Genomic DNA, 26,201 nt, shown 5'->3' with positions numbered 1-26,201 from the left:
CGCGGGCCGGCGCAAGGCACGCGGGCCGAACCGGGGCGCAAGTCGGGACAGGGCGCGGGCTGAAACACAACGCGAGCCGGGACAGGCGTGAGCCGAGGCAAGGCACGGCCTGAAACCGGACACAGGCCGGGGCAAGCGTGGGCCGAGGCAAGGCACGAGCCGAAACGCGGCGCGAGCCGAAGCACGGCACGGTCCGAGGCAAGGCACGAGCCAAAACGCGGCGCGAACCGAAACGCGGTGGGAGGTGGGCGTGGGTTGTGGGGGGCGGGGTGTGGGGAGTGGGTCGTACGTTTGAGGGTTTGTGGGTCGGGCTAGGTTGAGGCGTATGGCTTCCACGCACGGTGCTGCCCAGGTACTGGTCGCGTCCAACCGCGGCCCGGTCTCCTACTCCGTCCAGGAGGACGGCTCGCTGGTCGCCCGGCGGGGCGGCGGCGGGCTGGTCTCCGGGCTCTCGGCGATCGGCCCCGACGCGGACGCGCTGTGGGTGTGCTCGGCGCTGTCCGACAGCGACCGCCAGGCGGTGCGCCGCGGGGTCGGCGAGCCCGGCGTACGGATGCTGGACATCCCGGCCGACGTGTACGCCGACGCCTACAACGGCATCGCCAACTCGGTGCTGTGGTTCGTGCACCACATGCTCTACCAGACCCCGCTGGAGCCGGTCTTCGACGCGGAGTTCCGCCGCCAGTGGGCGTCGTACCGGACCTACAACCGGGCGTTCGCCGAGGCGCTGGCCGAGGAGGCGGCCGAGGGCGCGGCGGTCGTCGTACAGGACTACCACCTGGCGCTGGCCCCCCGGATGCTCCGGCAGCTCCGCCCCGACCTGCGCATCGGCCACTTCTCGCACACCCCGTGGGCGCCGCCGGACTACTTCCGGCTGCTGCCCGACGACATCGCGGCCGAACTGCTCGGCGGCATCCTGGGCGCGGACCGCGCGGCGTTCCTCACCCGGCGCTGGGCGGACGCCTTCACCGACTGCTGCCACCTGGTCCTCGGGCCCGGCATCCCGGCCGGCACCCGCATCGGCGTGCACGGTCTGGGCGCCGACGCGGACTTCCTGCGCGCGCGTGCGCACGAGCCGGACGTGGCCGAACGGATGACGGCGCTGCGCACGGAGATCGGCGCGGACCGCAAGGCGATCGTGCGGGTGGACCGCACCGAGCTGTCCAAGAACATCGTGCGCGGGCTGCTGGCGTACCGGCAGCTGCTGGCGGACCGCCCCGAGTGGCGCGAGCGGGTCGTGCACGTCGCCTTCGCCTACCCCTCCCGCCAGGACCTGGCCGTGTACCGGGAGTACACCGCCGAGGTGCGGCGCGTCGCGGAGGAGATCAACGCGCGGTACGGGACGCCGGGTTGGACGCCGGTGCTGCTGCACGTCGAGGACGACTTCGCCCGCTCACTGGCCGCCTACCGGCTGGCCGACGTGGCCCTGGTGAACCCCATCAGGGACGGCATGAACCTGGTCGCCAAGGAGGTGCCGGTCGTCTCCGACCAGGGCTGCGCGCTGGTGCTGTCCCGGGAGGCCGGGGCGTACGAGGAACTGGGCGAGGACGCGATCACCGTCAACCCGTACGACATCGGTGGCACGGCGAACGCCCTGCACCGGGCGCTCACCCTGCCGGACGACGAGCGGGCGGAGCGGACCAAGCGGCTGGCCGCCGCGGCCACGGCGCTGCCGCCGGCCCAGTGGTTCCTGGACCAGCTGCACGCCCTTCAGGCCGGCCGTTCCAGCTGATCGGCGAGCGCCCGCAGCAGCCGCACCACCCCGGCCGGGCCGTCCACGACCAGGTCGGCGCGCGCGGCGAGTTCGGTCACCTCGCTGCTGCCGCTGCACACCAGCAGTCCGGGCACGCCGTCGGAGCGGAGCTTGTCGACGGCCGCGAAGGCGGGGAGGTCACCGAGGTCGTCGCCGCCGTACACGACGGACTCGGCGCCGATCTCCCGGACGTACTCCAGCAGGGCGACGCCCTTGTCCATGCCGGGCGGGCGCAGTTCGAGGACCAGGCGGCCGGGCTCGACGATCAGGCCGTGCCGGGTGGCCAGCTCGGCGAGGGGACCGCGCAGCGCCTCGAACGCGGCCTGCGGATCCTCGGCGCGGCGGGTGTGCACGGCCACGGCCCGCCCCTTCTCCTCGATCCAGGTGCCCCGCCAGGCACCGATCCGGTCGAGGAAGCCGGGCAGTTCGGCGCGGACGGCGGCGACGCCGGGGTGCGGGGCCGGGGCGCTGACGGTGCCGCTGACCGCGTCCCAGCGTTCGGCGCCGTAGTGGCCGAGGACGACCAGGTGCTCCAGGCCGGGTACGCCCGCGAAGCCGCCGTAGCGGACCGCCACGCCGGCCGGGCGTCCGGTGACCACCGCGATCGAGGCCACCTTCGGGGCGAGGGCGGCGAGCGCGGGTACGGCGTCCGGGTGTGCGCGTGCCTGCTCGGGGTCGGCGACGATCGGTGCGAGCGTGCCGTCGAAGTCGAGGCCGATCACCGCGGTGCGGGGCCGTGCGATCAGCGCGGCGAGCCCGTCCCGCCCGGCCTGTGTCACGGGCGTCGGAAGCGCGTCCTGGGGCTCGGTCGAGTCCGTCATATGGGTGCCCATGACCCGACCCTATCCACGCGGTCCACCCCGCACGCCTGGCAGCGCGGGTCAGCGCCCGGTGCGGCGGGTCTCGCGGGTCCTGCGCAGGCGGTTGACCGTCACCGGGTCGTGGGCCAGTGCGCGCTCGTCGTCCAGCAGGGCGTTCAGGAGCTGGTAGTAGCGGACCGGGGCCAGGCCCAGCTCCTCGCGTATCGCGCGCTCCTTGGCGCCGGGGCCGGGAAAGCCCCGGCGCTCCAGCGTGAGGATGGCCTGTTCGCGGCGGCCCAGCTCGTGGCGGTCGTCCGGTTCCATGGGTGAACGGTAGCGCCGGGCACCGACAGCGGCTCGTTCCCGGGGCCGTGGCGTAAGTGGACTAGACCTCTTACGGGTCCGCGGTCCACACTGTTCCCCGTGAGACATGTCATCGCCCTCGACGTGGGCGGCACCGGGATGAAGGCCGCCCTGGTCGGGGACGGCGGCGAACTGCTGCACCAGGACCGCCGCGCGACCGGGCGCGAACGCGGGCCCGAGGCGGTGGTCGAGGGCATCCTCGGCTTCGCCGCCGAACTGCGCGCATACGGCACCGAGCGGTGCGGCGAACCCGCCGTCGCGGCCGGCATCGCGGTGCCGGGCATCGTCGACGAGGAACGCGGTATCGCCGCCTACGCGGCCAACCTGGGCTGGCGCGACGTGCCGCTGCGCGCCCTGCTCGCCGACCGGCTCGGCATCCCGGTGGCGCTCGGCCACGACGTGCGCACCGGCGGGCTGGCCGAGGGCCGGATCGGCGCGGGCCGGGGCGCGGACCGCTTCCTGTTCGTGCCCCTGGGCACCGGCATCGCGGGCGCCATCGGCCTCGACGGCCGGGTGGAGGCGGGCGCGCACGGCTTCGCGGGCGAGATCGGCCACATCGTCGTACGGCCCGGCGGGACCGCGTGTCCGTGCGGGCAGCGCGGCTGCCTTGAGCGGTACGCCTCCGCGTCGGCGGTGAGCGCGGCCTGGGCGGCCGCCTCGGGAAGGCCCGACGCGGACGCCGCGGACTGCGCGCAGGCCGTCGCGTCCGGTGATCCGAACGCCGTCCGGGTCTGGCAGGAGGCGGTGGACGCGCTGGCCGACGGGCTGGTCACCGCGCTCACCCTGCTCGACCCGCGCACGCTGATCATCGGCGGCGGGCTCGCCGAGGCGGGGGAGACCCTGTTCCGGCCGCTGCGGGACGCCGTCCGGCGCCGCGTCACCTTCCAGAAACTCCCGTCGATCGTCCCCGCCGCCCTCGGGGACACCGCCGGCTGCCTGGGCGCGGGGCTCCTCGCCCGGGATCTCCTCGAAACCACTGACCCTTCGGAGGTAACCGCCTGATGGCCCCCAGTACGGTTCTTGCCGGCGCCCGGGTGGTGCTGCCCACCGGGATCGTGACCGACGGACGCCTGATCGTCGAGGGCACGAGGATCACGGCCGCCGCCCCCGCGGACGCCGAGGTGATCGACGTACGGGGCCACTGGCTGGTGCCCGGCTTCGTCGACCTGCACAACCACGGCGGCGGGGGCGCCTCGTTCTCGGGCACGGCCGACGAGATCCTGACGGCCGTCCGCACCCACCGGCAGCACGGCACCACCACGCTGCTCGCCTCCACCGTCACCGACGACATGGACTTCCTGGTCAAGCAGGCCGGGCTGCTGTCCGAGCTGGCCGAACAGGGCGATCTCGCCGGGGTCCACTTCGAGGGCCCCTTCATCTCGCCGTGCCGCAAGGGCGCGCACTCCGAGGAGCTGCTGCGCGACCCGGACCCGGAGGAGGTGCGCCGGCTGATCGACGCGGGACGCGGCTGGACCCGGATGGTCACCCTCGCCGCCGAACTGCCGGGCGGCATCGACTCGGTACGGCTCCTGGCGGAGCACGGCGTCATCGCCGCCGTCGGGCACACCGACGCGACGTACGAGCAGACGGTGCAGGCGATCGACGCGGGCGCCACGGTCGCCACCCACCTGTTCAACGCGATGCCGCCGCTCGGCCACCGCTCCCCCGGCCCGGTCGCCGCCCTGCTGGCGGACGAACGGGTCACGGTCGAGCTGATCAACGACGGCACCCATCTCCACCCGGCCGCGCTGGAACTGGCGTTCCGGCACGCGGGCGCCGGGCGGGTCGCGTTCATCACCGATGCGATGGACGCGGCCGGTATCGGCGACGGCTGCTACATGCTCGGCCCGTTGGAGGTCGAGGTCAGCGACGGCGTGGCCCGGCTCGTGCGGGGCGGCTCGATCGCGGGCTCGACCCTGACCCTGGACCACGCCTTCAAGCGGGCGGTGACGGTCGACCGGCTGCCGGTGCCGGACGTGGTGGCGGCCCTGTCCGCCAACCCGGCGCGGCTGCTCGGCCTGGCCGACCGGGTGGGCTCCCTGGAACCCGGCAAGGACGCCGACCTGGTACTCCTCGACGCGGACTTCGACGTCAAGGGCGTGATGCGACGGGGCGCCTGGGTGGTCGATCCCAGACTGCCCTGATACGTCCCCCGGCCGGGCCGCCGACGAGAGCCGGTGACCGCACGTGGTCTGGGCCCCTCGCCAACTGTTTGGCATGATCGGGACCAGAACTCACGGCACAGCTCAACAGCGAGGGAGGTCGGCCCGGGTGATCCTCACGGTCACACTGAACACCGCTCTCGATCTCACCTACCGCGTGCGGTCGCTGCGGCCGCACGCCTCGCACCGGGTGTCCGCGGTCGCCGAACGGCCGGGCGGCAAGGGTGTGAACGTGGCCCGGGTGCTGGCGGCCCTCGGGCACGAGGTGACGGTCACCGGGTTCGCGGGCGGCGGCACGGGCCGGGAGGTACGCGACCGGCTCACCGGCATTCCGGGCGTGGCGGACGCGCTGGTCCCGATCGCGGATGCCACCCGGCGCACGATCGCCGTCGTGGACGAAAGCACCGGCGACACCACCCAGTTGAACGAGCCAGGACCGCAGGTGACCACCGCCGAGTGGGACGCGTTCCAGGAGGCCTACGAGGGTCTGCTCGGGCCGGCCGCGGCGGTGGCACTGTGCGGCAGTCTGCCGCCCGGGGTGCCGGTGGGGGCGTACGCGGGCCTGATACGGGCGGCCCGGTCGGCCGGTGTCCCGGTGCTGCTGGACACCAGCGGGGAGCCGCTGCGCCGCGGGGTGGCGGCCCGCCCGGACATCGTCAAGCCCAACGCGGACGAACTGGCCGAACTCACCGGCTCGCACGAGCCGCTGCGGGCGGCCCGGGACGTGCGCAGGCGCGGCGCGCAAGCGGTGGTCGCCTCCCTCGGGCCGCAGGGGCTGCTCGCCCACACCCCTGAGGGCCACTGGCGGGCCACCCCGCCCTCCGCCGTGCACGGCAACCCGACCGGCGCCGGCGACTCGGCGGTGGCGGGCCTGCTGTCGGGCCTCGTGGAACGCCTCCCCTGGCCGGACCGGCTGACCCGCGCGATCGCCCTGTCCGCCGCGACCGTGGCAGCACCGACAGCAGGCGAATTCGACCGCGCAACTTACGAGAAGCTACGCCCCCAGGTCACGGTCACCAAGGAGACCAACGCCGCCTGATCCCCACTCGCCTGAAGCCCTACACGGCTGGTTCCACAGGGGTTCCCCGGGGTCTGCCGCCGGTGGTTGTCGGCGCGGTCGGGGCCGGGGTTACTTCTTGACCTGGCCCTTCTTCAGCCAGAGCTGGTCCAGCAGGACGTTGCACTTGTCGCCGTTCTCACAGGACAGCGTGATCGTGTTGGTGCCCTTGTTGAGGGTGGGCCAGGCGAAGGTGGTGGTCCAGCCCTTGGCGAAGTCACCGTCGTCGGCCTTGGCGTAGTTCTTGAGGCTCAGCTTGCTGCCGAACGCCTTGCCGTTGATGGTGAGCGTCATCGACTGGTCGTCGCCGGCCGTGCTGTAGTGCGCGAACACGGTGTACGCGCCGTCGTCGGGGATGCCGTTGACGGTCCAGGTGACGGAGTTGCCGGGCTGGTTGAGGTTGCCCACATAGGTGCCGCCGTCCGCCTGCGCGCCCTCGACGTCCGACGCCAGCGCGGCGCTGCCGCCCAGCCGCAGCGCCTTGGCATCGATCGTCGGCAGCTCACCCTCGCCGGCCGCCGAGTCGCTGGCGGACGGGCTCGGTGAGCTGCTCTCGGACTGCGTCGGGGTGGTGTCCGCGGCCTGGTCGCCGGTCTTGTTGTCGTCGTCGTTGCCGTTGAGCATGGCGACGCTGATGCCTATGACGACCGCGGCTACCACCGCGATCGCGCCGATCAGCAGTCCCTTGGTGTTCGGGCCGCGACCGCCCCGGCCGCCGCCCCCGCCGGCCTGCGGCGGCTGCTGGCCGGCCGGCGGGCCGCCCGGGAAGGTCTCCGGGGCCTGGTAGTGGGCGTTCGGCTGGCCGTAGGCGCCCTGCTGCGGGGGCACGGTCTGCTGCTGCCCGTAGGCGGCGGCCTGGGACTGCTGCCCGTAGGGGGCGGACTGCTGGCCGTACTGGCGCTCGCCGACCGCACGCACCCTGCTGACCGAGTTCGGGTAGCCGTAGCCACCGGACGGCGGCTGGGCTCCCCTGGCCTGCCCGTCGGCGTACAGGTAGCCGAACGGGTCGTCGTCCTCGGGCGTGCTCGCGCCGTTGTCGCCGGGCGTCATCCCTAGGTACTCCTCAACAGGTGCGGGCGGATGCGGTACGGATACGGAAGACAGGTGAAGACGGGTATTGGAGAGCGAGCCTACCCGCTCTCACTGACCCAATCGGGTGGCTCGATGTGCTTCAGCCCACTGACCTGGGGTTCATCCGGCCCGACGGTGCTGTTTGGGACGAGATCGTTTCTCGACGTACATCCGTTCGTCAGCGGATTTCAACACCTCGTCCGCCGTCATGCCGCAGTGGGCCCAGCCGATGCCGAAGCTGGCGCCCACCCGCACGGCCCGGCCCTCGGCCCGGATCGGCTGGATGATCTCGTTGCGCAGGCGTACGGCCAGGTCCTGGGCGTCCGCCTTGCCGAGGCCGTCGGCCAGGATGACGAACTCGTCGCCGCCGAGCCGGGCCACCGTGTCCCCGTCCCGCACACCCCGCGACAGCCGGCGCGCCACCTCGATGAGGACGGCGTCGCCCGCGTTGTGCCCGAACCGGTCGTTGATCGACTTGAAGCCGTCCAGGTCACAGAAGAGGACCGCGAGGCCCTTGGTGCCGTCGTCGCGGTCGTCCTCGGGGGCGACGGTGTGCACATGGTGGTCGAAGCCGTCGTAGGCGTCCGTGCCGGAGGCGAAGTCGAAGCCGTGACCGTTGACGTCGTAGGCGGGATGGCCGTACGCGGCGTCCAGGGAGTCCAGCTCGTCGCCGTGCGCGGGACGCCGGCACAGACGGGCCGACAGGCGTGAGCGCAGTTCGGCGGAGTTCGGCAGGCCGGTGAGGGAGTCGTGCGAGGCGCGGTGGGCGAGCTGCAGCTCGCGGCGCTTGCGCTCCTCTATGTCCTCGACGTGGGTGAGCAGGAAGCGCGGGCCGTCGGCGGCGTCGGCGACGACGGAGTTGCGCAGCGACACCCAGACGTAGGAGCCGTCGCGGCGGCCGAGGCGCAGCTCCGCGCGGCCGCCCTCGGCGGAGGTGCGCAGCAGCGTGCCGATGTCCTCGGGGTGCACCAGGTCGGAGAAGGAGTAGCGGCGCATCGCGGAGGCCGGGCGGCCCAGCAGGCGGCACAGCGCGTCGTTGGTGCGCAGGATGCGGCCGTGCTGGTCCCCGCCCATCTCGGCTATCGCCATGCCGGAGGGGGCGTACTCGAACGCCTGCCGGAAACTCTCCTCGCTCGCGCGCAGCGCCTGCTGCTCGCGCTCCAGGCGGACCAGGGCGCGCTGCATGTTGGACCTGAGCCGGGCGTTGCTGATCGCGATGGCGGCCTGGAACGCGTACATCTGGAGGGCCTCGCGGCCCCAGGCGCCCGGATGCCGGCCGTTGCGCGGCCGGTCCACGGAGATCACGCCGAGCAGCTCGCCGGAGCCGCCGCCCTGCACGCCGGGCGCGTACATGGGTGCGAAGAGCCGGTCGGCGGGGTGCCACTCGTCCTCGAAGCGGGGTGCGGGCCCGTCGGTGTACCACTGCGGAACGTCGTCGTCGTCGAGGACCCAGCCCTCGGTGTGGGGTATGAACCGCAGGTCGCCCCAGGCCTCGCCCATGGTCAGCCGGCGTTCCCAGGACTCGCGGGAGCCGACCCGGCCGGTGATGAGGGCCTCGGCGGCGGAGTTCCCGGAGAAGGCGGCGACCACGAGGTCGCCGTCGGGGCGCACGAGGTTGACGCAGGTTATCTCGTACCCGAGGGCGGTGACGGCGCCGTCGGCGACGGTCTGCAGCGTGTCCGCCAGGCTGCGTGCCGTGTTCATGTCGGCCATGGCCTGGTGCAGTTGCCGGAGGGACGCAAGACGGACGTAGGGCTCCGACTCCATTTCCATGCTCGCCCTCCCCCCGAGACCTCGCAGCGAATCAAGGGTGCTCTTCGGCGCTTCTCTTCGGTGGTGCCCTTGCAGCAGCTTCCCCGCCACTGAATCACAGCGCGCTGCCCACTCGGTACACAGGGTCAACAATTCATCTGTCTTGTGACTCAAGTCACAGGAGAACATGAACAATTGAGAAGAGTGTCCGCCTTCTTCGTTCTTCTTTGTTCTTCTTCGTTCTTCATCGTTCTTCTTCGTTCCAGGGACCTAGGACCAGGTTCGGGCGGAGGCCCGATGCGACCCGCTCGCAGCGAAGATTAGCGTTTCCGGCGTGCTGAACACTCCAACTCCGCTGCCCTCCCCCGCCGCCCCCGCCGTTCCCGGGCATGCTGAGGGGGTGAGCAACGACGAGTTCCGGGCCGCCATGTCCCGGCTGGCCGCGGGCGTGGTCCTGGTGTCCGCGCAGGAGCCGCCGCTCGACCCGGACGACCCCGGGGCGCCGGCCGGCGAGGACGCCGGCATGACGGCCACGGCCTTCCTGTCCGTGTCCCTGGACCCGCCACTGGTCCTGGTCAGCCTGCGCACGGGCGCCCGCATGGACGACCTGCTCGCCGAGCAGCCCCTGTGGGGGGTCTCCGTGCTCTCCGAGAGCCAGCGCCACATCGCGGGCCGCTTCGCCATGAAGGGCCGCCTCAGCGACCGGCTGCTGTTCGAGGACATCCCCTACGCCCGCGGCGAGGCCTCCCGCGCGCCCCTGGTGCGCGGCGCCCTGGCGACCCTGGAGTGCCGGACCGAACAACGGGTCGCGGCCGGGGACCACACGCTGGTGATCGGCCGCGTACTGACCGCGGAACTGCCCAGCGCGGACGGCAGACCGCTGCTGTATTTCCAGGGCCGCTACCGGCAGTTGGGGTGAGGACGGGAGGAACGGGAGGGTTCGCGCGGTGGAGGCGAAATTCCATGGTCCGTGATCGGCATCCGGTCTGGCGTGCCGGGATGACACCCCGCCTGGAAGAGATCACGCCGCGCACCGTCGACGCCGCCCTCGGCGTCCGGGTCCGGCCCGAGCAGGAGCACGCGGTGCGGCCGGTCGCCCACTCCCTCGCCGAGGCATACGCCCACCCCGCGGGCGTCGCCTGGCCGCGACTGATCGTGGACGGCGACGACGACCGCCCGGTCGGCTTCCTGATGGCCTTCCTCGGCATCGACTGGCACGGCGACGGGAGCGTGTTCCGCTCGGGCCTGTGGCGGCTGAACATCGCGGCCGGCGAACAGGGCAGGGGGTACGGCCGTTTCGCCGTCGAGTCCGTCGCCGCCGAACTCCGCCGCCGCGGCGACAGCCACCTCTACGCCACCTGGCACCCCGGCCCGACCGGCCCGGAGAACTTCTACCGACGCCTGGGCTTCCACACGACCACGGAAACCAGCGGCGACCAGACGGTCGGGGTATGGGAGCTGACGTAGAGCGATCCGCCGGAGCCGACTCGGGGTGGGGTGCTGAAGCCGGCACAGTGGTGACGCAGGCCGGTGGGTGGAGCGCCTTGACGCGGCGGGGGTCAGGTCCAGTCGCGGCCTGTTCTGCCTCGTTTGGTTTCCGAGCGTTGCTTCTTCTCCCGTAGTCGCCGCTCGTTGATGCCACGGGGGATCCGGGTCGGCTTGCGGGGCTTGGGCGGCGGCGCCGTCGCCTGCGCTAGCAGGGCCGCGAGGCGCACCGCGGCGGCCTCACGGTTGCGCCACTGGGACCGGTGCTCGGAGGCGCGGACGGCGATGACGCCATCGGTCAGCCGCCCCGCGAGGTGCCGCAACGCCCGGTCCTTCCACACCGGGGGAAGCGCCTCGGTCCGCGCCAGGTCGAAGCGCAACTCCACCTGGGAGTCACTCGTGTTGACATGCTGTCCGCCGGGCCCCGAGGAGCGTGAGAAACGCCACATCAGCTCGGCCTCGGGGAGTGAGACGGAGCCACGGATGACGTAAGGACCGGACATGCGTCCATGGTCGCGTCCCCACCCGCTCCGCGTCACCCGAATTAGCGGAAGGTAAAAAAGGTAAAGGCATGCGGAACCTCTTGGGCCCCCCTTGGCGTTCTTCCCGATGACGGTAGCTTCGTCCCCAGTACGAAGCCGTACATACGTAACGAGGGAAGGGACTCCCAAACCATGGCTGTAAGCCTGTCCAAGGGTGGCAACGTCTCGCTCACCAAGGAGGCTCCGGGCCTGACCGCCGTCACCGTGGGCCTCGGCTGGGACGTCCGCACCACCACCGGCACGGACTTCGACCTGGACGCCTCCGCGATCGCGGTGAACACGCAGGGCAAGGTCTACTCGGACGGCCACTTCGTCTTCTTCAACAACAAGCAGACCCCGGACAACACGATCGTCCACACGGGTGACAACCGCACCGGCGAGGGCGAGGGCGACGACGAGGCGATCAACGTCAACCTGGCGGCCCTCCCGGCCGACATCGACAAGATCGTCTTCCCGGTCTCCATCTACGACGCCGAGAACCGCGGCCAGAACTTCGGCCAGGTCCGCAACGCCTACATCCGCATCATCAACCAGGCCGGCGGCGCCGAGATCGCCCGTTACGACCTCTCCGAGGACGCGGCCACGGAGACGGCCATGGTCTTCGGCGAGCTGTACCGCAACGGCGCCGAGTGGAAGTTCCGCGCGGTCGGCCAGGGCTACGCGTCCGGGCTGGTCGGCATCGCCCAGGACTTCGGCGTCAACGTCTGACCCGTACGCGGCCGGGCCCGGACCGGGGAGGACCGGTCCGGGCCCGGCCGCGTCGAACTCATCGCGCTCCACGCCTCCAACCGCGGCTTCCACCCAGCCGCCAGACCGAGGGGGCCGCCCGCCTGCCCGTGGCGCAAGCACCCGATCCAGGTCCACGCCGTGCAGACCGGGCAGCGGGGTGTACGCGTGGGCTCGGGGCGCGGGGTGGCAGATGTGGCCGCGCGGATGGCCACGTGCCTCGGCTGTCGATCATCATCGTGCCGGGCTTGACCTATGCTGAGCCAATGTCCGACAACGGCGCACCACCGAGCAGTTCGGCCGCTGAAGAGCCTGGCGTTGACGCGAAACTGCCCGAGACCGTGCGTATCGCCGAGGTTGTGCTGACAAGGGTGGAGAGCCCTCCATCGCTGGCCTGCTGGTCCGGCTGCTTCCCGGAACCGGCAGGCGCGGTCGAGACCGGATTGAGTCTGCTGATCGAGCCGGCCGCCCCGCCGGAAGAGGCCACCCTCCGTTTCGCTCACGACGTCATGAGCCGTTTCGATGTCCTCGTCGACCAAGCTGTGGAGTACTGCCGCACCCGACTGAGGGAATCGCAGTTCGAACTCACAGCTGAGGAACTGAGCTGGCTGGACCTTCCGGAGCTGCCACTGGCAGTTCCCGAAGCAACCGTGTGGGCCGACCAGAGCTGGGCGATCCGTTTCACGGAGAGCAGGTTCCGACTGGCGGACCCTTACGGAATCCTCGTGACGTTCAACGGAACGCAGCCTGTCGACGTCGAGGGCCTGGACGACGAGGGCTTCGACGACGAGGGCTTCGACGACGAGGAATGAACCGCTCGACGCGCCATCGGGCGGGTGTTCACGGGCGGCGGTTGGGCCGGTTGTCCCAGCGGTGGGCCGTCCAGGCGCGGCGAGTGCTGTGACCGGGAAGGTTCACCGTGATCGGAAGGCGGCTCGTGGGACGAGCGCACGCGAAACGGCTGGTATTACTGGGGCATGCAGGAAGAGACCGCACGCTCCGCGATCGACACATTCATCTCCGCGTTCAACGCCTCGGACGACAGCTATGTGACTGCCCTGCTCTCCCAGGCCCTGACCTCAGACGTGATCTTCTGGGGGCCGTTGGGTCGCAGCGAAGGAATCGGGGCGGTCGAGCGGTTCGTACTGGACATCCGACGCCACCCGGCGGGGACCGGCACGATGGTGCGCTGCTCAGCAGTGGACATGCCTGACGAATGGGCCCGGTACCAGTGGGTCTTCACCACGCCTGATGGAGGCCCCCGCCTGGCGGGAACGGATGTCGTCCATCTGCGACGGAGCCTCATCGACCAGGTCATCGTCTTCGCGGGGGAGATCGAGCCGTTCGCCTCCTGAGTCATCCTTCTGTCGCTGTCCTTCTCCTGAACTTGCCCCGTCGGCGTTCGGGGGCTGCTGTTCGCGGTTGGTCAGGCCGCGGTGTCGAGGGGGCATCCGCCCCAGCGCATGCCCTTTTCGCCGCGGGTGCAGGCGCGTTCCTTGCGTTGGGCGGCGAGTACGTCGGGGTGGCGGGCGTTGGTGTTGCGCCGGCGCAGGTAGCGGTGCAGTGCCTGGGTTTGCGCAGGGTGGCTGCGGTGGTGGGAGTTGGCCAGGGTGAACTGCCGCAGCGGGCCTCGATCGGGTTGGCCCAGGAAGCGTAGGTCGGGCTGAAGCACAGCTCGACCTTGTTCTTCTTCGCCCAGCGGCGGATGCCCGCGCCGGTGTGGGCGGCTGCTGGTGGGGGTCCATGGCGATCCGGCCGAACCCGATCTCGTCGTCTGTGTCCCGTTTGACGACGGCGAGCGCGTACTCGCTGCGCGGGTCCGCCGTGGCGGCGGCGATGGACCGGGTCACGATCTGGGCGACCTGGTCGCGGGTGCGCGGCTCGAACGACAGGTGCTCCGTTGCCCTCAGGGCTGCCGTAAACGGCGAGCACCATGTCCACGTCCTCGATGGCGAGTTCGCGGAGGGCGAGGCGAGTGCCGGAACGAGCGACCGGATGCATGGCGCGGACTCTACCGCCGGCGCAGTGCGGGGTCGGCTCGCCGGGAAAGCATCGATCTCCACGCGGAGATCTCGGGCGACGCCCGCCATGCGCGCGGGACCGGCCATCAGCGCATGCCGGACCCGCAGCGCGGAGACGACGATCCCGTTGTTGCGGTGCGAGGGCGGCAGATTCAACACCGTTCGGCCAGTGCCTGTACGTGTTCGGCCGTGAGCGGCTGTACACGCTTCCTGGGGACCGGTGCGGCGTGAGGTCGTCATCAGGCTGATCCCCCATGTCTGCATATCCGAAGGGTAGAACGCAGACAGGAGCTTGCCCCCGAACACCGGATAGGCGTACGCGTTCAGATGCTGCCGGACAGCCCTTGCCATGTTCGACCGATACGGGACTAGCGCCACCTCTCGGCCGCATCCCGGAACGTAATGTCGGGGCGTACTGAAATTACTAAGGGGGCGCGCGGCCTGGGTGCGTTTCCTATCGAATGGGTCTCTACGGCTCAGACGTGGATACCGGACCTTTCCGCGATCCTGGTGAGCCGTTCATTGCTCCTCTTGTGCTTGGAGATCAGAACGCGGGTGAGTTCCAATGATGTTGGGTGAACGGCTGCCATCTCGGGAGCGATTCCCCAAGCCTTCTCCAGGCTTTCCAAGGTCCCGTCCTGGTCCCCGAGTGCGAGCTGGGAACGGCCAAGGTTCATATACAGAGGGCCGACACGGGTTGCCGGAAGAGACATACCGCCCCTGATCAAGTCGTCCGCCGTATCCAGCGCTCGGCGGTGCTGATCCATATCCGATGCGGTGGAGATCACATGAGTGGCCGTATTTTCCGGGCCGAAATGGATTCCGTGCTCGGCGATATCTTCCGGAAATTCTTCGGCCGCGCGCCATGCCGCTTCGATGTGCCGGTTGGTCGTTTGCTTGTCTTTCAGGCGCCCGGCGAGGGTCAAGCCTCGCAGGTGCAGAATGCCGAGACCGTAGGCGCGGTCCCGTCCGGTGAGCATCGACTCCGCCTGAACGACGGCTCGGTCGATGATGGCCAGTCCACCAGCAAAGTCACCGGCGTTCAGGAACGTACCCGCGTCGTCCCGAGCTGCGACGATCGCCGCAATCGGGTCTGCCCTCTCGGCTGCCATGCGCTGTTTCAGCGTCGCCAATTCGGCAAGATGCATCCACCTGTGACGAGCAGCCAGCCAATAAATGACGCTGTATACGTCCGCGACCAAGCCCCATGCTTTCGGTTCGCTCGTCAGATGGGCATGGTTGGTAACTCTCGTGAGAATCCCAGGAAGCCTCCGGAGAACCTTGGAAAGCTCCGTATTCCATCGGAGTTTGTTCAGCTCGTCGACTTCCTGCTGAAGCCTCTCGGGATGCTCCGGTGGCTCACCTGGAACATCGAATCGCCGGAGAGACCAGTTGAGTTCGTTCAGGTTCGCTTCCGGGGCGCTGCCCAGCAATTCATCAAGGGTGAGGTTCATTGCGCGAGCAAGGGCGGCGCCCACGCCCTGAGTAAGTGCCCGGTCCCCTACCTCGATCTTGCTGAGAAGGGATACCGACACCCCCGCCCTACGGGCCAGGGCAACCTGACTCAGCCCGAGTTCCTTCCGGCGCGCAGCGACGTTGGCGCCTGGTCCGGGTACCTGCGTAGCGCTCATACCTTGCGTCTTCCCCGCTCGGTGACGTCCTCACGTCCCATGGTCCCAAACGCACGTGCAACCCGCCCGGCATCTGTGCAAGGAGTGTGCAAGTCGGCCGGGCGGATGGGGCGTTGACTCATGACAACAGAGACCCCCGCGACGGGCGAACGTCCGGGGGCTTGGTCACCAACCATCAAGGGGTTGACGACAGTGCCCAAAGCTACAACCAGACTCCCGCGAAGTCCCGAGCGGGCCGGAGGGGGCACCGACGCACGGCAGATGGAATACACAACGTACGCCCCGCCCGGTGAAACGTGCCCGTCATGCGGTAATGCGATCAAGAGCCTTGAGGCGTGCCGCCGGGGGATGCTGGCCCGCCGTGACGCTCCTGCGCTGGTGGCGTACTGGCACACGGACTGCGCCCCGAAGGCGGAGCGGTGATCTCCGTGGAACAGCGCAACACCCGGGAGGAAGCGCAAGACTCGCCTGCCTCAGAGATGGTCCGCACTCAACTCGACGCCCCCATCTGGAGGAGCGGCCGCCCCCATGGGGCCCTCGTGGCCGGTATTGGCCGTTGACCCACTGACCGGCTCCGGTCGCTCGCGCCCCAGGGGGCGGCCGGAGCCCCCATAGCGCCCGCCGGCTTCCCACTCCCGGCTCTCCCCCACGGGGAGTCGGTGGGCCCGGCCCGGCACATCCGGCCCCGTGATGTCCAGCGGTGTGCCGGGCCGTCGCTCTCGTCTCGACAAGGAAGGTTCTCGATTGTGTTGCCTTCGGCACCGCCAGGCGTGGTCCCGTACATCGCCGGATGGAGTGAGGAAAGACTCCTGACCCGCCCGCTCGTCCGCCGCCGCGTGGCCCCGGGGATCGCGTACGCGGATGAAACCCCGTACGACCGTGACAGCTTCGGTGTGCTCTGGGTCCGGTACGCCCTGCGGCCGAAGCAGCGCAGGGGCAGCCCACAACTGCGGAACGTCCACCCCTACCGGCAGCGCCGCGCAATGCTGAACATGATGTGCCAGGTCTGCTCCCGCATGCCGCCCGACCCACACGGCCCGCACCTGTTTCTCCTCCGGGACAGCGTCGGCCCGATCCGCGAAGGCGAGCGCACGACGAGCCCGCCGGTGTGCGTACCGTGCGCCGGGATCTCCATCCAGCTCTGCCGCGCCCTGCGCGGTGGCCGGTTCGTGGCGGCGTGGGCGAGGCGCGTACCCGCGTGGGGTGTGGTCGGGCCCCTCCATCACCCCGTGACGCTTCAGCCGGTCCCGGGGTGTCACATGGAGCAGGTGAAGTACGGGTCGGAGTGGGCGCCGTGGGTCCGGGCCGCCCGCACGGTGGTGGAGCTGCGCGGGGTGACACCGGCGGACCTGAACCGGGAGTTCGCGGCCCTCGGACGCGACCGCCTGGAGGAGGAGTTCGCCCGGGTCGCGGAGCTGGCGGCGGTCGCCTGACGACCCGACCCGGCCCGCCCCTCACGGCGAGTGCTCGGCGGGGCTCGTTCGGGGGACGCCCTGGTCATCCGATCGGCTGACCCGAGAGGCCGCAGGGGCTGGTCACAATGAAGGCCACAATGAAGGGGGTTCGCCCAGTTCAGACGGTCGGAGGGGAGGGCGGGCGGGTGGCGCAGTCGTACGAGCCGTACGCCCGGTGGCCGTCCGCCGTGCTGCACGCGGCGTTCTTCCTGCTGCTCGGCGGCGCGCTCACCGGTTTTCTGCTGCGGCACCCGGGCGATCCGCTCATCCCGTGGATCATCGCCCTGCCCGTGGTTCTCGCGCTGCTGTACGTCCTCGGACCGACGCTGGGCGGCACGGGGCCCTGGCCGGCCCGGTGGCAGCACGCCTGGCTCGGCCTCGTCGTCATGGTGTGGACCGTGCTGGTCGTGCTCGCGCCGAGCTTCGCCTGGTGCGCGATTCCCCTCTTCTACGCCGGGCTGCGCACCCTGCCGCCGCGGGCGGCGGTCGCTCTGGTGGTCGTCCTGACGGTCCTCGTCGTGGCCGCGCAGCTGAGGTTCGCCGGCCGCTTCGACCCGAACCTGCTGTTCGCCCCGCCCGCGGTCGCCGCCCTCGCCACCACCGTCTTCCTCCAGGCGCAGCGGCAGGCGGCCCGCCAGCGCGACCTGATCGACGATCTGCTGCGCACCCGCCGCGAACTGGCCGCGTCCGAACGTCGCGAGGGCGTCTTCGCGGAACGCCAGCGGCTGTCCATGGAGATCCACGACAGTCTCGCCCAGGGCCTGTCCAGCCAGCGGATGCTGCTCCAGGCGGCCGAGCGGATGTGGGAGCGGGACCCGGCCAAGGCCCGTGCGCACGTCCGCAGCGCGGCGTCCGTCGCCGAGCACAACCTGGCCGAGGCCCGGCGCTTCGTGCGCGATCTGGCCCCCGCCGATCTGGCCGGCGACGGCGGGCTCGGGGCGGCGCTGCGCGCCCTCGCCGCCCGGGAGTCCGGCGGGCACCTCGGTGTGCGGGTGCATGTGGACGACGGCGGACGGGCCCCGGAGCTGCCCGAGCGGGTGCAGTCGGCCCTGTTGCGCATCGCGCAGGGCGCGCTCGCCAACGTCCGTGAGCATGCCGCCGCTACCACCGCCGCGCTCACCCTCACCCTGCTCGACGACCGGGTCGTCCTGGACATCGCCGACGACGGCCACGGTTTTGATCCCGCCGCCCGGTCCGGTGCGGCGTCCGGGCTGCGCGGGTACGGGCTGCCCGCGATGCGCGCCCGGGTGCGGCAGCTCGGCGGCGCCCTCACCGTGGAGTCGGCGCCCGGCGAGGGCACGGTCCTGTCCGTCGTCGTCCCCCTGGAGGCTTCCCAATGATCAGGAAGGCAGGGCCGTCCGATGAGTGACCGCGGTGCCGTGCGCATCCTGGTGTGCGACGACCACGCCGTCGTCCGGGCCGGGCTGCTCGCGCTGCTCGACAGCGCCCCCGGCATCGAGGTGGTCGGGGAGGCCGGCACGGGCGAGGAGGCGCTGGCCATGGCCGCGAAGCTGACGCCGGACGTGGTGCTGATGGACCTCCAGCTGGGGGCGGGCATCGACGGTGTGGAGACCACGCGGCGGCTGGTCCGCGGGCCCGGTGCCACCCCGCATGTGCTGGTCCTGACGACGTATGACACGGACGCCGACATCACCCGTGCCATCGAGGCGGGCGCGACCGGCTATCTGCTCAAGGCGGAGCGCCCCGAGGAACTGTTCGCGGCGATCGCCGCCGCGGCCGAGGGCCGTACGGCGCTCTCCGCGCCGGTGGCCGGCCGGGTGATGGCCCAGCTGCGCAGCCCGCGCCCCACGCTCACCGACCGCGAGCGTGACATCCTGGCGCAGCTCGCGCAGGGCCTCGGCAACCGGGAGATCGCGCGTGCCCTGTTCATCAGCGAGGCCACGGTGAAGACCCATCTCAGCCGGATCTACGACAAGCTGGGCGTGGACACCCGGGCGGGCGCGGTGGCCGTGGCGAAGGAACGGCGGCTGCTGCCGTGAGGGCCGCCGCGGTGCGGGTCCGCGGGCGTGACACCATCGCACCCGTGCTCGACATCGGCTACGCCCTCTCCCCGCGCTTCCCGGACCCGCCGCAGACGGACTACCGGCGGACGGACGTCCACGCGCTGCGGCACGACCTGTTCTGCGGGGACGTCTATCTCGCGGACACCGAGACGGACCGGGAACTGTCCACAGCCTGGGGATGGGTTCCGGTGCTGGACTTCGCGTGGGCGCTGTGCGACATCGTGGAGCGGCTGGACCGGGACCCGGCGGGCTCGCGGGCGTCGAGGCCGCAGCGGGCTGAACTGGACTTCACCGAGTCGACCGACCGCATGCTCTTCGAACGCCGCTTCGGCTGGGTGGACATCGAGGCCGACTGGATGCCGGCCGAGGAGCCCCCGCTGTCCTTCTCCCACGCCGAACTGCGCCGTGAGGCACGGGACTTTCTGCACGACCTGCTCGCCGACCTGACCGACCTGCACGAATCCCTGGCGGAGAACCCGGCCGTATGGACACTCCAGGCCCGCTTCCCCCGCATGCCGTGAGCCGGACCGGGCCGCCCGCGGTCGCGGCGCCCGAGGCCGCGGCCTGTGACGGGTCCCCATGGCGGGCCCCATGGTCACGGATCCGTGACCGGAACCCGTGGTCGCGGACCCGTGGTCGGGCCGCCGTGACGGAGACCGCTGTGGTGAGGTCCGCCGTGACGAAGGCCGCCGTGGTGAGGTCCGCCGTCGCGGGCACCGCCGTGGCAGGCACCGCCGTCGCAGGCACCGCCGTGGTGAGGTCCGCCGTGACGGAGACCGCCGTGGTGAGGTCCGCCGTCGCGGGCACCGCCCTGGTGAGGTCCGCCCTGGCGGAGACCGCCGTCGCGGGCACCGCCGTCGCAGGCGCCGCCGGGGTGATGGCTGTCGGTCAGTCCTGTACGCGGATGCCCAGTTGGGCCGCCAGCACCGGTGCCAGATCCAGTAGTTGAGCGGTGCTGAGGACCGCGCCGGACAGCCGCTCCACGCCACGGGCGATCTCCAGCGTGACGGCGCCGCGCAGGTCCACGTCCGTGAGGGTGGCACCGCCGAGGTCCGCGCCCTTCAGCGTGCAGTCGACGAACTCGACCCGCTCCAGGCGGGCTCCGCCGAAGTCCGGTTCGACCAGGACGCAGTTCTCGAAGACGACGTCCTTGAGTCTGGCCGTGCGCAGGTTGAGGTAGTCGATCTTGCCGCCGCGGACCAGGACCCGCTCCAGGACCGCGCCGTGCACCTGGGTGCCGCCCAGGCGGGCGTCGAGCAGTTCGACGTCCCGCAGGGTCGAGTCGGCGAGGTCGGTGCCGACGCCCCGGATCCCGGTCAGCGCGGTGTCGAGGATCCGGGCTCTGCGCAGCCGCGTCTCGTCGAGGACGCACCCCGTCAGCGCGCAGTCCATGAAGCGGGCGCCCGCGCCGTCCTGGCCGGCCAGGTCCGCCTCCCGGAACTCGACGCCGTCGTAGTCACCGTCCGGCCGCAGCTCCCGTCCGTCGTACGGCGCCAGCGGCGGCAGCCGCAGTTCGGGGCGGCGCGCCGCCCGCACCCCGGTCCGGCCCGGCCCGCCGGACCCGCCGGTGCCCCCCGTCACTTTCCTCGCCATGCCCTCATCCTGCCGCACGCCTCTGACAGTCCGTCCTGACCTGCGGCGATGCCACGCATGTCACATTCCGGGTGCCGTCACCAGTCCTGTTGTCGAACACAGAACGTCGAACACAGAACGTCGAACACCCAGAACGTCGAACGCCCAGAACGCAACCGCAGGGCCGTCCCGGCCCGGAGGAGGACCAACCCATGCACCGCATCACCGTCATCGGCGGCGGCTTCGCCGGGCTCACCGCGGCCGTCGCCGCCGCGGAGGCAGGCGCCAAGGTCACCGTCCACGAAGCCCACCACACCCTCGGCGGGCGGGCGCGGACCGCCGAGGGACCGTACCGGACGAACGAGGGCCCGCACGCCCTGTACAGCGGCGGCCCGCACTGGGCGTGGCTCAAGCGGCGCGGTCTGCTCGGGCCGATCGCCCCGGTCCCGCCGCTGGCGGCGGCCGGGCTGCGGCTGCGTCACCGCGGTGTGCTGCGCCGCACCCCGCCCTTCGCGATGCTCAAGCTGCTGCGCCCAGGCGCCCCGAAGGCCCCCGTCGACCGGGACTTCCTCGGCTGGGCGACGTCCGTCGCGGGCGAGGAGGGCGCCCGGGCCGCCGCGTACTACTGCGCCGTGGCGCTCTTCCACCACGACCCGGGCTCGCTGTCCGCCGCCTTTGTACAGGAGCGGCTGCGCCGCGCCACCCGGCTGCCACCGGAGGCGCACTATCCGCGCGGCGGCTGGGCGAGTGTCATCGACCGGATGGCCGCGCGTGCCTGGAACCTGGGGGTGCGGATGGAGACGCTCTCCCGCGTCGACACCGTGCCGACCGACACGCCCGTGATCGTCGCCACGTCGCTGGACGCCGCCCGCGGGCTGCTCGGCGACGACTCGCTGGCCTGGCCCAGCGGGTGCGCGGTCCTCGTCGACATGGCGGTGCGCACCCGGCGCGGCGACGCCTTCGCCGTGTCGGACCTCGACGCGCCCGGCTGGCTGGAGCGGTTCACCGCCGCGGACCCGTCCCTCGCCCCGGCCGGTGAACAGCTGATCCAGGGGCAGATCCCGATCGAGCCCGGCGGGTCACGGGCGGACGGCGTCGCCCGCGCCGAGCAGCTGCTCGACCTGGGGTTCGCCGGCTGGCGGGAACGGGTGACCTGGCGGCGGGAGGCCGTCGCACGGGGCCGTACCGGCGCGGTGGACCTGCCGGGCACCGGTTGGCGGGACCGGCCGGGCATCGACCGCGGCGACGGCGTGTACCTCGCCGGCGACCAGGTCGCGGCGCCCGGTGTGCTGTCGGAGGTGTCCTTCAACAGCGCCCTGACCGCCGTGTCACTGGCCCTCGGCCGGCGCGTGCTCGACCTCAAGCACGCTTGACCTCAAGCACGCTTGACTTCAAGCCTGCTTGAGGTTGAAGGGTGGGCGGCGGAAGGACACCGGAACGCCTCACGGGGGGACCCTCATGCACGCCATACGCCTGCACGCCTTCGGCCCGGCCGAGAACCTGGTGCACGAGGAGGTCGCCGATCCCGTGCCGGGGCCGGGCCAGGTCCGGATCGCCGTGGCCGCGGCCGGGGTCCACCTCCTCGACACCGCGCTGCGGCAGGGGCATCTCGGCCCGCTGCCCGAGCCGCCCGTCCTGCCCACCGTGCCCGGACGTGAGGTGGCCGGTGTCGTCGAGTCGCTCGGCGAGGGGGTCGCCGAGCCGTGGCGCGGCCGACGCGTGGTGGCCCACCTCGGGTTCGCGCCCGGCGGCTATGCGGAACTCGCCGTCGCAGGCGCCGACCGGGTCCATGAGATCCCGGAGAACCTGGACTTCGCCGAGGCCGTCGCCATGATCGGCACGGGCCGTACGGCGATGGGGATCCTGCAGTTCACCGAGCTGGGCCCGGACTCGGTGGTCGTGGTCCCCGCGGCGGCGGGCGGCATCGGCACGCTGCTGGTGCAGTACGCGCGGCACGCCGGCGCGACGGTGATCGGGCTCGCTGGCGGGCCCGGGAAGGTCGCGCGGGTACGGGCGGACGGCGCCGGCCTCGCCGTCGACTACACGGAGGCCGGCTGGCCGGAGAAGGTCCGCGCGTACCTGGGCGGGCGGCGGGCCACGGTCGTCTTCGACGGGGTCGGCGGGGACGTGGCCCGGGAGGCGGTCGCGCTGCTCGGGGACGGTGGGCGGCACCTCGTCTTCGGCTGGTCGGCCGAGGGCATCGGCGCCGGCGGGCCGTACCTCGTCGAGGGGGTCTCCGAGCAGGTGCTGGGCCCGGTGATGCTGGGCCGGGCGGGCGGCACCGACCCGATGCGCACGCTGGAGCTGCGCGCGCTCGCCGAGGCGGCGGCGGGCCGCCTGCGGCCCGCCGTCACCCGCTTCCCGCTCACCGCGGCGGCGGCAGCCCACCGAGCACTGGAGACCCGCGCGACGATCGGCAAGGTGGTCCTGGAACCGTGACCCCGACCGGGCCCGCGCCTGAGCCGGAAGCGCGACCCCGGCCGGGCCCATGCCGGAGCCGGAACCGCAGCCCGGTCAGGGCCCTTGTCCGGGCCGGGCCATGACCGGGACGGACGACCGACCGGCCCGGAACCCTGCCCCGACCGGCTCCCCCAGCCAAGCCGCACCATGCCCCGGCCGGCTCCCCCGATCGCGGCCGGGGACACCCCGGACAGTGCAGAGAAGTGGGTGGCCCCGTTGCCTGCGTGGCGCAAGGCCGCTCCAGGGGCGATCAATGCCTTCGCCGCCGCCTACCTGCGGATGTACAGCGAACGCGCCGAGCGAAACCCGGATGCGGACTGGCTGAAGTCCATGGTTGCGTCGTCCCGGGCATGGACCGACTACCGGGGCATCACGGTGAAATGACCAGAGTCGGCGGGCCCCAGGACCGCCGCGATTGTCTCGGCGAGCATGTATCCCGTCACGATCCGGCTCGGATGCCCCGAGCCGCCCAAACCCCGGCACCACGCTCAAACAGTGCCGGTTGCGGAACTTGTCCGGCCTTCAGCGAGAGCGAGCCGCGCTCACGCGGTGGTGACAGCCGTTGCGACGTGTATCGCGGTCAGGAGCGAGGCACCCGCGATCATCGTCCATTTCCGAGTGGCGACTCCGATGACGGCGTCGCCCACCTGGGCTGCGGCGGCCGCGCACAGGATCAGCGAGCCGGCGGGACCCGACCACGCGAGCGGTGCGACGAGGGCCGCCACCCCCAGTGGCACTCCCCTGGTCGCGTACATCCAGCCGTAGAAGCGTTCGCCGGCGGTCGGCGTACCGCTCTCACTCAGCGCCGCCGGGCGTACGCCTCCCACCAGCGCGAAGGCGATCCCGGCGACCGCGGCGACGGCGTTGGCCCCCCCAAGAGAACGTTGAGGGCCGCCACCCACCAGTGGCACTCCCCTGGTCGCGTACATCCAGCCGTAGAAGCGTTCGCCGGCGGTCGGCGTACCGCTCTCACTCAGCGCCGCCGGGCGTACGCCTCCCACCAGCGCGAAGGGGATCCCGGCGACCGCGGCGACGGCGTTGGCCCCCCCAAGAGAACGTTCACGAGGCGTACTCGGCCGACGGTTCGGTGCCGTACTTCGTCCAGACCTCTGCGACGGCGTCGTGTGACAACGGCTGCCCTGACTCGACCATGGCCTTGAGGTCGCGGAAGTACTGCACGTACAGGTCCGGAGTGAAGGTGTTGAGCATGACCGCCGTGTCGTCGGTCACGTTGGCGAAGGTGTGCGGTGCGCCGGGCGGGACCATGACCCACGTACCGGCTCCGGCGTCGTAGTCGTCCTGCCCGACGGTGAACCGCACGCTGTCCGAAAGTATGTAGAAGCCCTCGTCGTGCTGTGCATGGCGGTGCTGCGGAGGACCGGCGGTGTGCTGGGGGATGGTGATCTCACCCATCCCCAGGCGGTGGTGCTTTCGGTCGGCACGGAAGGATGATCATGGCCGAGCGGAGTCGCCCGAGCGGGCTCAGCAATCAGATGGAACGCACCAGGTCGGCGATCGTCGCGGCCGCGCGCAACCTCGCCGACACCGGGGCGGAGATCACGATGCCGGGGGTTGCGGCCGAGGCACGGGGCTCCGAAGCGACCGCCTATCGCTACTTCCCCGACCTCCTTTCGCTCCTGCGTGCCGCCGTGATGACGGAGGATCTGGTCGCGGTCCTGCGATCGGCGACGCGCGGCGACGACCCGGTCGAACGGATCGGTCAGGCCGCGGAGATCCTCGGCCGGGCGGTGCTGCGCAGGCAGGGTGCCGTCCGGGTGGTCGTCGCCTCGACCATCGCGAAACCCTCGACGTCCAAGGATCGTCCCGCCCACCGCTTCGGACTCATCGAGCACGCTCTTGCCCCGTGGGCCGACAGGTGCGGCCCCGCGCAGCGCGCGGACGTGGAACAACTGGTCCGCGGTCTCGCCCTCGTGATCAGCGCTGAGTCGCTGTTCGCCCTGGTCGACCTCTGTGGCCTGACCCCCGACGACGCGATCGCCAGCCTCGTGACCACCGCACGGCAGATGACCGCAGCGGCAGTCGCGGCCATCCCCGCGAGACCTGCCACCGACTGAACCGCCGCATGCTGACCGTGCTTGCAGCACGGAGGTATTGCGCACTGCGCCGCACCGCAGCCCCTACGGCAAGCGGCGAGCCGAAGGAGCCCGCGCGCGGCGTCCGGGAAACCCGGCACATCGGGGGCGGCCCGGATCGCGTGAGGCGTCCGGCGGTTGAGGGTGTCGACCAGGCCGGGGCGGTCGGGTCGGAGGCGACGGCCCGAACACGGCTGGCGCGAGGTCCAGGAGGATTAAGCACGAGGCCACGTAGGACTGGCTCCGAACACCACGCGTACGGTACGAAACCATGCCCGTACCGTGCACTGGTGATGGTTCGGAGCGGGCCGGGCCGTCAGGCGACCGCCGCCAGCTCCGCGACCCGGGCGAACTCTTCCTCCAGGCGGTCGCGTCCGAGGGCCGCGAACTCCCGGTTCAGGTCCGCCGGTGTCACCCCGCGCAGCTCCACCACCGTGCGGGCGGCCCGGACCCATGGCGCCCACTCCGACCCGTACTTCACCTGCTCCATGTGACACCCCGGAACCGGCTGGAGCGTCACGGGATGATGGAGAGGACCGACCACACCCCACGCGGGTACGCGCCTCGCCCACGCCGCCACGAACCGGCCACCGCGCAGGGCGCGGCAGAGCTGGATGGAGATCCCGGCGCACGGTACGCACACCGGCGGGCTCGTCGTGCGCTCGCCTTCGCGGATCGGGCCGACGCTGTCCCGCAGGAGAAACAGGTGCGGGCCGTGCGGGTCGGGCGGCATGCGGGAGCAGACCTGGCACATCATGTTCAGCATCGCTCGGCGCTGCCGGTAGGGGTGGACGTTCCGCAACTGCGGGCTGCCCCTGCGCTGCTTCGGCCGCAGGGCGTACCGGACCCAGAGCACACCGAAACTGTCCCGGTCGTACGGCGTCTCATCCGCGTACGCGATCCCCGGGCCCACGCGGCGGCGGACGAGCGGGCGGGTCAGGAGTCGTTCCTCGCTCCATCCGGCGATGTACGGGACGACGCCTGGCGGTGCCGGAGGCAACACAATCGAGAACCTTCCTATGTCGGGGGTGGCGGCCCGGCACACCGCAGGGCATCACGGGGCCGGGTGTGCCGGGCCGGGCCCGCCGGCCCCCCGTGGGGGAGAGCCGGGAGCGGGAAGCCGGCGGGCGCTATGGGGGCTCCGGCCGCCCCCTGGGGCGCGAGCGACCGGAGCCGGTCAGTGGGTCAGCGGCCCATACCGGCCACGAGGGCGCCCATGAGGACGGCCAGAACCA

General features: G+C 71.7%; 26 protein-coding genes and 2 pseudogenes. 17 read left to right on the top strand and 11 right to left on the bottom strand.

Features of this window, described 5'->3' with window-relative positions; all coding sequences use genetic code 11:
- Positions 1-325 precede the first annotated feature (325 nt).
- The gene (locus ACFYTE_RS22730) at positions 326-1,732 is read left to right on the top strand and encodes a trehalose-6-phosphate synthase (protein ID WP_388713219.1); all 1,407 of its coding nucleotides are present in this window, start codon (positions 326-328) and stop codon (positions 1,730-1,732) included.
- On the opposite strand, the gene otsB is transcribed toward ACFYTE_RS22730, so the two are convergent.
- Both otsB and ACFYTE_RS22720 read right to left on the bottom strand, forming a co-directional pair.
- The gene (gene otsB / locus ACFYTE_RS22725) at positions 1,711-2,586 is read right to left on the bottom strand and encodes a trehalose-phosphatase (protein WP_388713216.1); all 876 of its coding nucleotides are present in this window, start codon (positions 2,584-2,586) and stop codon (positions 1,711-1,713) included. The genes ACFYTE_RS22730 and otsB overlap by 22 nt on opposite strands.
- Before the next feature lie 48 nt (positions 2,587-2,634).
- Entirely contained in the window at positions 2,635-2,877 is a 243-nt protein-coding gene (locus ACFYTE_RS22720) for a DUF3263 domain-containing protein (RefSeq protein WP_388713213.1), read from the bottom strand.
- 99 nt (positions 2,878-2,976) lie between these two features.
- Between ACFYTE_RS22720 and ACFYTE_RS22715 the strand changes: the two genes are divergently transcribed.
- From ACFYTE_RS22715 to ACFYTE_RS22705, 3 genes are all read left to right on the top strand, one after another.
- Positions 2,977-3,918, top strand: a complete 942-nt coding sequence (locus ACFYTE_RS22715; protein ID WP_388713206.1) for an ROK family protein — start codon at positions 2,977-2,979, stop codon at positions 3,916-3,918.
- A complete protein-coding gene (gene nagA, locus ACFYTE_RS22710) occupies positions 3,918-5,060 on the top strand; it encodes an N-acetylglucosamine-6-phosphate deacetylase (protein WP_388713203.1) in 1,143 nt (380 codons plus the stop codon). The genes ACFYTE_RS22715 and nagA overlap by 1 nt, the downstream gene beginning before the upstream one ends.
- Positions 5,061-5,187: 127 nt before the next feature.
- Complete coding sequence (locus tag ACFYTE_RS22705; protein WP_388713201.1) at positions 5,188-6,117, top strand: 1-phosphofructokinase family hexose kinase; 930 nt, start codon at positions 5,188-5,190, stop codon at positions 6,115-6,117.
- A gap of 90 nt (positions 6,118-6,207) precedes the next feature.
- Here ACFYTE_RS22705 and ACFYTE_RS22700 read toward each other — a convergent pair whose 3' ends face one another.
- Together ACFYTE_RS22700 and cdgB are read right to left on the bottom strand one after the other, a co-directional pair.
- Positions 6,208-7,185 carry a carbohydrate-binding protein gene (locus ACFYTE_RS22700; RefSeq protein WP_388713198.1) on the bottom strand — a complete coding sequence of 326 codons (978 nt, stop codon included), beginning with the start codon at positions 7,183-7,185 and terminating at the stop codon, positions 6,208-6,210.
- Positions 7,186-7,326: 141 nt separating this feature from the next.
- Positions 7,327-8,979 carry a diguanylate cyclase CdgB gene (gene cdgB / locus ACFYTE_RS22695; RefSeq protein ID WP_388713195.1) on the bottom strand — a complete coding sequence of 551 codons (1,653 nt, stop codon included), beginning with the start codon at positions 8,977-8,979 and terminating at the stop codon, positions 7,327-7,329.
- 313 nt (positions 8,980-9,292) lie between these two features.
- On the opposite strand from cdgB, the gene ACFYTE_RS22690 reads away from it, so the two are divergent.
- Positions 9,293-9,877 carry a flavin reductase family protein gene (locus ACFYTE_RS22690; protein WP_388713193.1) on the top strand — a complete coding sequence of 195 codons (585 nt, stop codon included), beginning with the start codon at positions 9,293-9,295 and terminating at the stop codon, positions 9,875-9,877.
- 80 nt (positions 9,878-9,957) lie between these two features.
- Positions 9,958-10,425 carry a GNAT family N-acetyltransferase gene (locus ACFYTE_RS22685; RefSeq protein ID WP_388713190.1) on the top strand — a complete coding sequence of 156 codons (468 nt, stop codon included), beginning with the start codon at positions 9,958-9,960 and terminating at the stop codon, positions 10,423-10,425.
- A 92-nt stretch (positions 10,426-10,517) separates the two neighbouring features.
- On the opposite strand, the gene arfB is transcribed toward ACFYTE_RS22685, so the two are convergent.
- Positions 10,518-10,946, bottom strand: a complete 429-nt coding sequence (arfB, locus tag ACFYTE_RS22680) for an alternative ribosome rescue aminoacyl-tRNA hydrolase ArfB (protein ID WP_388713187.1) — start codon at positions 10,944-10,946, stop codon at positions 10,518-10,520.
- A 171-nt stretch (positions 10,947-11,117) separates the two neighbouring features.
- On the opposite strand from arfB, the gene ACFYTE_RS22675 reads away from it, so the two are divergent.
- The 3 genes from ACFYTE_RS22675 to ACFYTE_RS22665 all read left to right on the top strand — a co-directional run bounded on the left by ACFYTE_RS22675 (position 11,118) and on the right by ACFYTE_RS22665 (position 13,066).
- Positions 11,118-11,693: a TerD family protein gene (locus ACFYTE_RS22675; protein ID WP_388713185.1), complete on the top strand. Its 576-nt coding sequence runs from the start codon at positions 11,118-11,120 to the stop codon at positions 11,691-11,693.
- A 284-nt stretch (positions 11,694-11,977) separates the two neighbouring features.
- Positions 11,978-12,523, top strand: coding sequence for a hypothetical protein (locus ACFYTE_RS22670; RefSeq protein WP_388713182.1), 546 nt, complete (start codon positions 11,978-11,980; stop codon positions 12,521-12,523).
- A gap of 165 nt (positions 12,524-12,688) precedes the next feature.
- Positions 12,689-13,066, top strand: coding sequence for a nuclear transport factor 2 family protein (locus ACFYTE_RS22665; protein ID WP_388713179.1), 378 nt, complete (start codon positions 12,689-12,691; stop codon positions 13,064-13,066).
- A 71-nt stretch (positions 13,067-13,137) separates the two neighbouring features.
- Here the strand turns inward: ACFYTE_RS22665 and ACFYTE_RS22660 are convergent.
- Positions 13,138-13,571: pseudogene (locus ACFYTE_RS22660) on the bottom strand (IS630 family transposase); the annotation flags it as partial.
- Between the two features lie 637 nt (positions 13,572-14,208).
- Positions 14,209-15,363 carry a helix-turn-helix domain-containing protein gene (locus tag ACFYTE_RS22655; protein ID WP_388713177.1) on the bottom strand — a complete coding sequence of 385 codons (1,155 nt, stop codon included), beginning with the start codon at positions 15,361-15,363 and terminating at the stop codon, positions 14,209-14,211.
- Between the two features lie 746 nt (positions 15,364-16,109).
- Here ACFYTE_RS22655 and ACFYTE_RS22650 point away from each other — a divergent pair.
- The 4 genes from ACFYTE_RS22650 (at position 16,110) to ACFYTE_RS22635 (ending at position 19,362) form a co-directional block, all read left to right on the top strand.
- Positions 16,110-16,796, top strand: coding sequence for a hypothetical protein (locus tag ACFYTE_RS22650; RefSeq protein WP_388713174.1), 687 nt, complete (start codon positions 16,110-16,112; stop codon positions 16,794-16,796).
- 167 nt (positions 16,797-16,963) lie between these two features.
- Positions 16,964-18,157 carry a sensor histidine kinase gene (locus tag ACFYTE_RS22645; protein ID WP_388713171.1) on the top strand — a complete coding sequence of 398 codons (1,194 nt, stop codon included), beginning with the start codon at positions 16,964-16,966 and terminating at the stop codon, positions 18,155-18,157.
- 21 nt (positions 18,158-18,178) lie between these two features.
- Complete coding sequence (locus ACFYTE_RS22640; protein ID WP_388713167.1) at positions 18,179-18,817, top strand: response regulator; 639 nt, start codon at positions 18,179-18,181, stop codon at positions 18,815-18,817.
- A 44-nt stretch (positions 18,818-18,861) separates the two neighbouring features.
- Positions 18,862-19,362, top strand: a complete 501-nt coding sequence (locus tag ACFYTE_RS22635) for a hypothetical protein (protein ID WP_388713437.1) — start codon at positions 18,862-18,864, stop codon at positions 19,360-19,362.
- A 367-nt stretch (positions 19,363-19,729) separates the two neighbouring features.
- Here the strand turns inward: ACFYTE_RS22635 and ACFYTE_RS22630 are convergent, their stop codons facing one another.
- A complete protein-coding gene (locus ACFYTE_RS22630) occupies positions 19,730-20,434 on the bottom strand; it encodes a pentapeptide repeat-containing protein (protein ID WP_388713164.1) in 705 nt (234 codons plus the stop codon).
- A gap of 191 nt (positions 20,435-20,625) precedes the next feature.
- On the opposite strand from ACFYTE_RS22630, the gene ACFYTE_RS22625 reads away from it, so the two are divergent.
- The 3 genes from ACFYTE_RS22625 (at position 20,626) to ACFYTE_RS22615 (ending at position 23,257) form a co-directional block, all read left to right on the top strand.
- Positions 20,626-21,786, top strand: coding sequence for an NAD(P)-binding protein (locus ACFYTE_RS22625; RefSeq protein WP_388713161.1), 1,161 nt, complete (start codon positions 20,626-20,628; stop codon positions 21,784-21,786).
- 85 nt (positions 21,787-21,871) lie between these two features.
- Positions 21,872-22,852, top strand: coding sequence for a zinc-binding dehydrogenase (locus ACFYTE_RS22620; RefSeq protein WP_388713158.1), 981 nt, complete (start codon positions 21,872-21,874; stop codon positions 22,850-22,852).
- 228 nt (positions 22,853-23,080) lie between these two features.
- Positions 23,081-23,257: a hypothetical protein gene (locus ACFYTE_RS22615; protein ID WP_388713155.1), complete on the top strand. Its 177-nt coding sequence runs from the start codon at positions 23,081-23,083 to the stop codon at positions 23,255-23,257.
- 158 nt (positions 23,258-23,415) lie between these two features.
- On the opposite strand, the gene ACFYTE_RS22610 is transcribed toward ACFYTE_RS22615, so the two are convergent.
- Both ACFYTE_RS22610 and ACFYTE_RS22605 read right to left on the bottom strand, forming a co-directional pair.
- On the bottom strand, positions 23,416-23,874 hold the full coding sequence (locus tag ACFYTE_RS22610; protein ID WP_388713153.1) for a hypothetical protein: 459 nt from the start codon (positions 23,872-23,874) through the stop codon (positions 23,416-23,418).
- A gap of 58 nt (positions 23,875-23,932) precedes the next feature.
- Positions 23,933-24,298: pseudogene (locus ACFYTE_RS22605) on the bottom strand (cupin domain-containing protein); the annotation flags it as partial.
- A 29-nt stretch (positions 24,299-24,327) separates the two neighbouring features.
- Between ACFYTE_RS22605 and ACFYTE_RS22600 the strand changes: the two are divergent.
- Positions 24,328-24,948, top strand: coding sequence for a TetR/AcrR family transcriptional regulator (locus tag ACFYTE_RS22600; protein ID WP_388713150.1), 621 nt, complete (start codon positions 24,328-24,330; stop codon positions 24,946-24,948).
- Positions 24,949-25,282: 334 nt separating this feature from the next.
- Here ACFYTE_RS22600 and ACFYTE_RS22595 read toward each other — a convergent pair whose 3' ends face one another.
- Positions 25,283-25,969, bottom strand: a complete 687-nt coding sequence (locus tag ACFYTE_RS22595) for a hypothetical protein (protein ID WP_388713148.1) — start codon at positions 25,967-25,969, stop codon at positions 25,283-25,285.
- Between the last annotated feature and the right edge of the window lie 232 nt (positions 25,970-26,201).

The sequence above is a fragment of the Streptomyces sp. NPDC004629 genome (genome assembly GCF_042873595.1).
Lineage (GTDB): Bacteria > Actinomycetota > Actinomycetes > Streptomycetales > Streptomycetaceae > Streptomyces.
This window is presented reverse-complemented; position numbering and strand designations above follow the sequence as displayed.

What these genes read in the sequence shown, in the direction of transcription:
- ACFYTE_RS22655 (WP_388713177.1), bottom strand. Translation starts at nt 15,363, where the DNA reads ATGAGCGCTACGCAGGTACCCGGACCAGGCGCCAACGTCGCTGCGCGC.
- ACFYTE_RS22675 (WP_388713185.1), top strand. Translation starts at nt 11,118, where the DNA reads ATGGCTGTAAGCCTGTCCAAGGGTGGCAACGTCTCGCTCACCAAGGAG.
- ACFYTE_RS22730 (WP_388713219.1), top strand. Translation starts at nt 326, where the DNA reads ATGGCTTCCACGCACGGTGCTGCCCAGGTACTGGTCGCGTCCAACCGC.
- ACFYTE_RS22630 (WP_388713164.1), bottom strand. Translation starts at nt 20,434, where the DNA reads ATGGCGAGGAAAGTGACGGGGGGCACCGGCGGGTCCGGCGGGCCGGGC.
- ACFYTE_RS22640 (WP_388713167.1), top strand. Translation starts at nt 18,179, where the DNA reads ATGAGTGACCGCGGTGCCGTGCGCATCCTGGTGTGCGACGACCACGCC.
- nagA (WP_388713203.1), top strand. Translation starts at nt 3,918, where the DNA reads ATGGCCCCCAGTACGGTTCTTGCCGGCGCCCGGGTGGTGCTGCCCACC.
- ACFYTE_RS22625 (WP_388713161.1), top strand. Translation starts at nt 20,626, where the DNA reads ATGCACCGCATCACCGTCATCGGCGGCGGCTTCGCCGGGCTCACCGCG.
- arfB (WP_388713187.1), bottom strand. Translation starts at nt 10,946, where the DNA reads ATGTCCGGTCCTTACGTCATCCGTGGCTCCGTCTCACTCCCCGAGGCC.
- ACFYTE_RS22720 (WP_388713213.1), bottom strand. Translation starts at nt 2,877, where the DNA reads ATGGAACCGGACGACCGCCACGAGCTGGGCCGCCGCGAACAGGCCATC.
- ACFYTE_RS22665 (WP_388713179.1), top strand. Translation starts at nt 12,689, where the DNA reads ATGCAGGAAGAGACCGCACGCTCCGCGATCGACACATTCATCTCCGCG.
- ACFYTE_RS22620 (WP_388713158.1), top strand. Translation starts at nt 21,872, where the DNA reads ATGCACGCCATACGCCTGCACGCCTTCGGCCCGGCCGAGAACCTGGTG.
- otsB (WP_388713216.1), bottom strand. Translation starts at nt 2,586, where the DNA reads ATGGGCACCCATATGACGGACTCGACCGAGCCCCAGGACGCGCTTCCG.
- ACFYTE_RS22700 (WP_388713198.1), bottom strand. Translation starts at nt 7,185, where the DNA reads ATGACGCCCGGCGACAACGGCGCGAGCACGCCCGAGGACGACGACCCG.
- ACFYTE_RS22600 (WP_388713150.1), top strand. Translation starts at nt 24,328, where the DNA reads ATGGCCGAGCGGAGTCGCCCGAGCGGGCTCAGCAATCAGATGGAACGC.
- ACFYTE_RS22685 (WP_388713190.1), top strand. Translation starts at nt 9,958, where the DNA reads ATGACACCCCGCCTGGAAGAGATCACGCCGCGCACCGTCGACGCCGCC.
- ACFYTE_RS22670 (WP_388713182.1), top strand. Translation starts at nt 11,978, where the DNA reads ATGTCCGACAACGGCGCACCACCGAGCAGTTCGGCCGCTGAAGAGCCT.
- cdgB (WP_388713195.1), bottom strand. Translation starts at nt 8,979, where the DNA reads ATGGAAATGGAGTCGGAGCCCTACGTCCGTCTTGCGTCCCTCCGGCAA.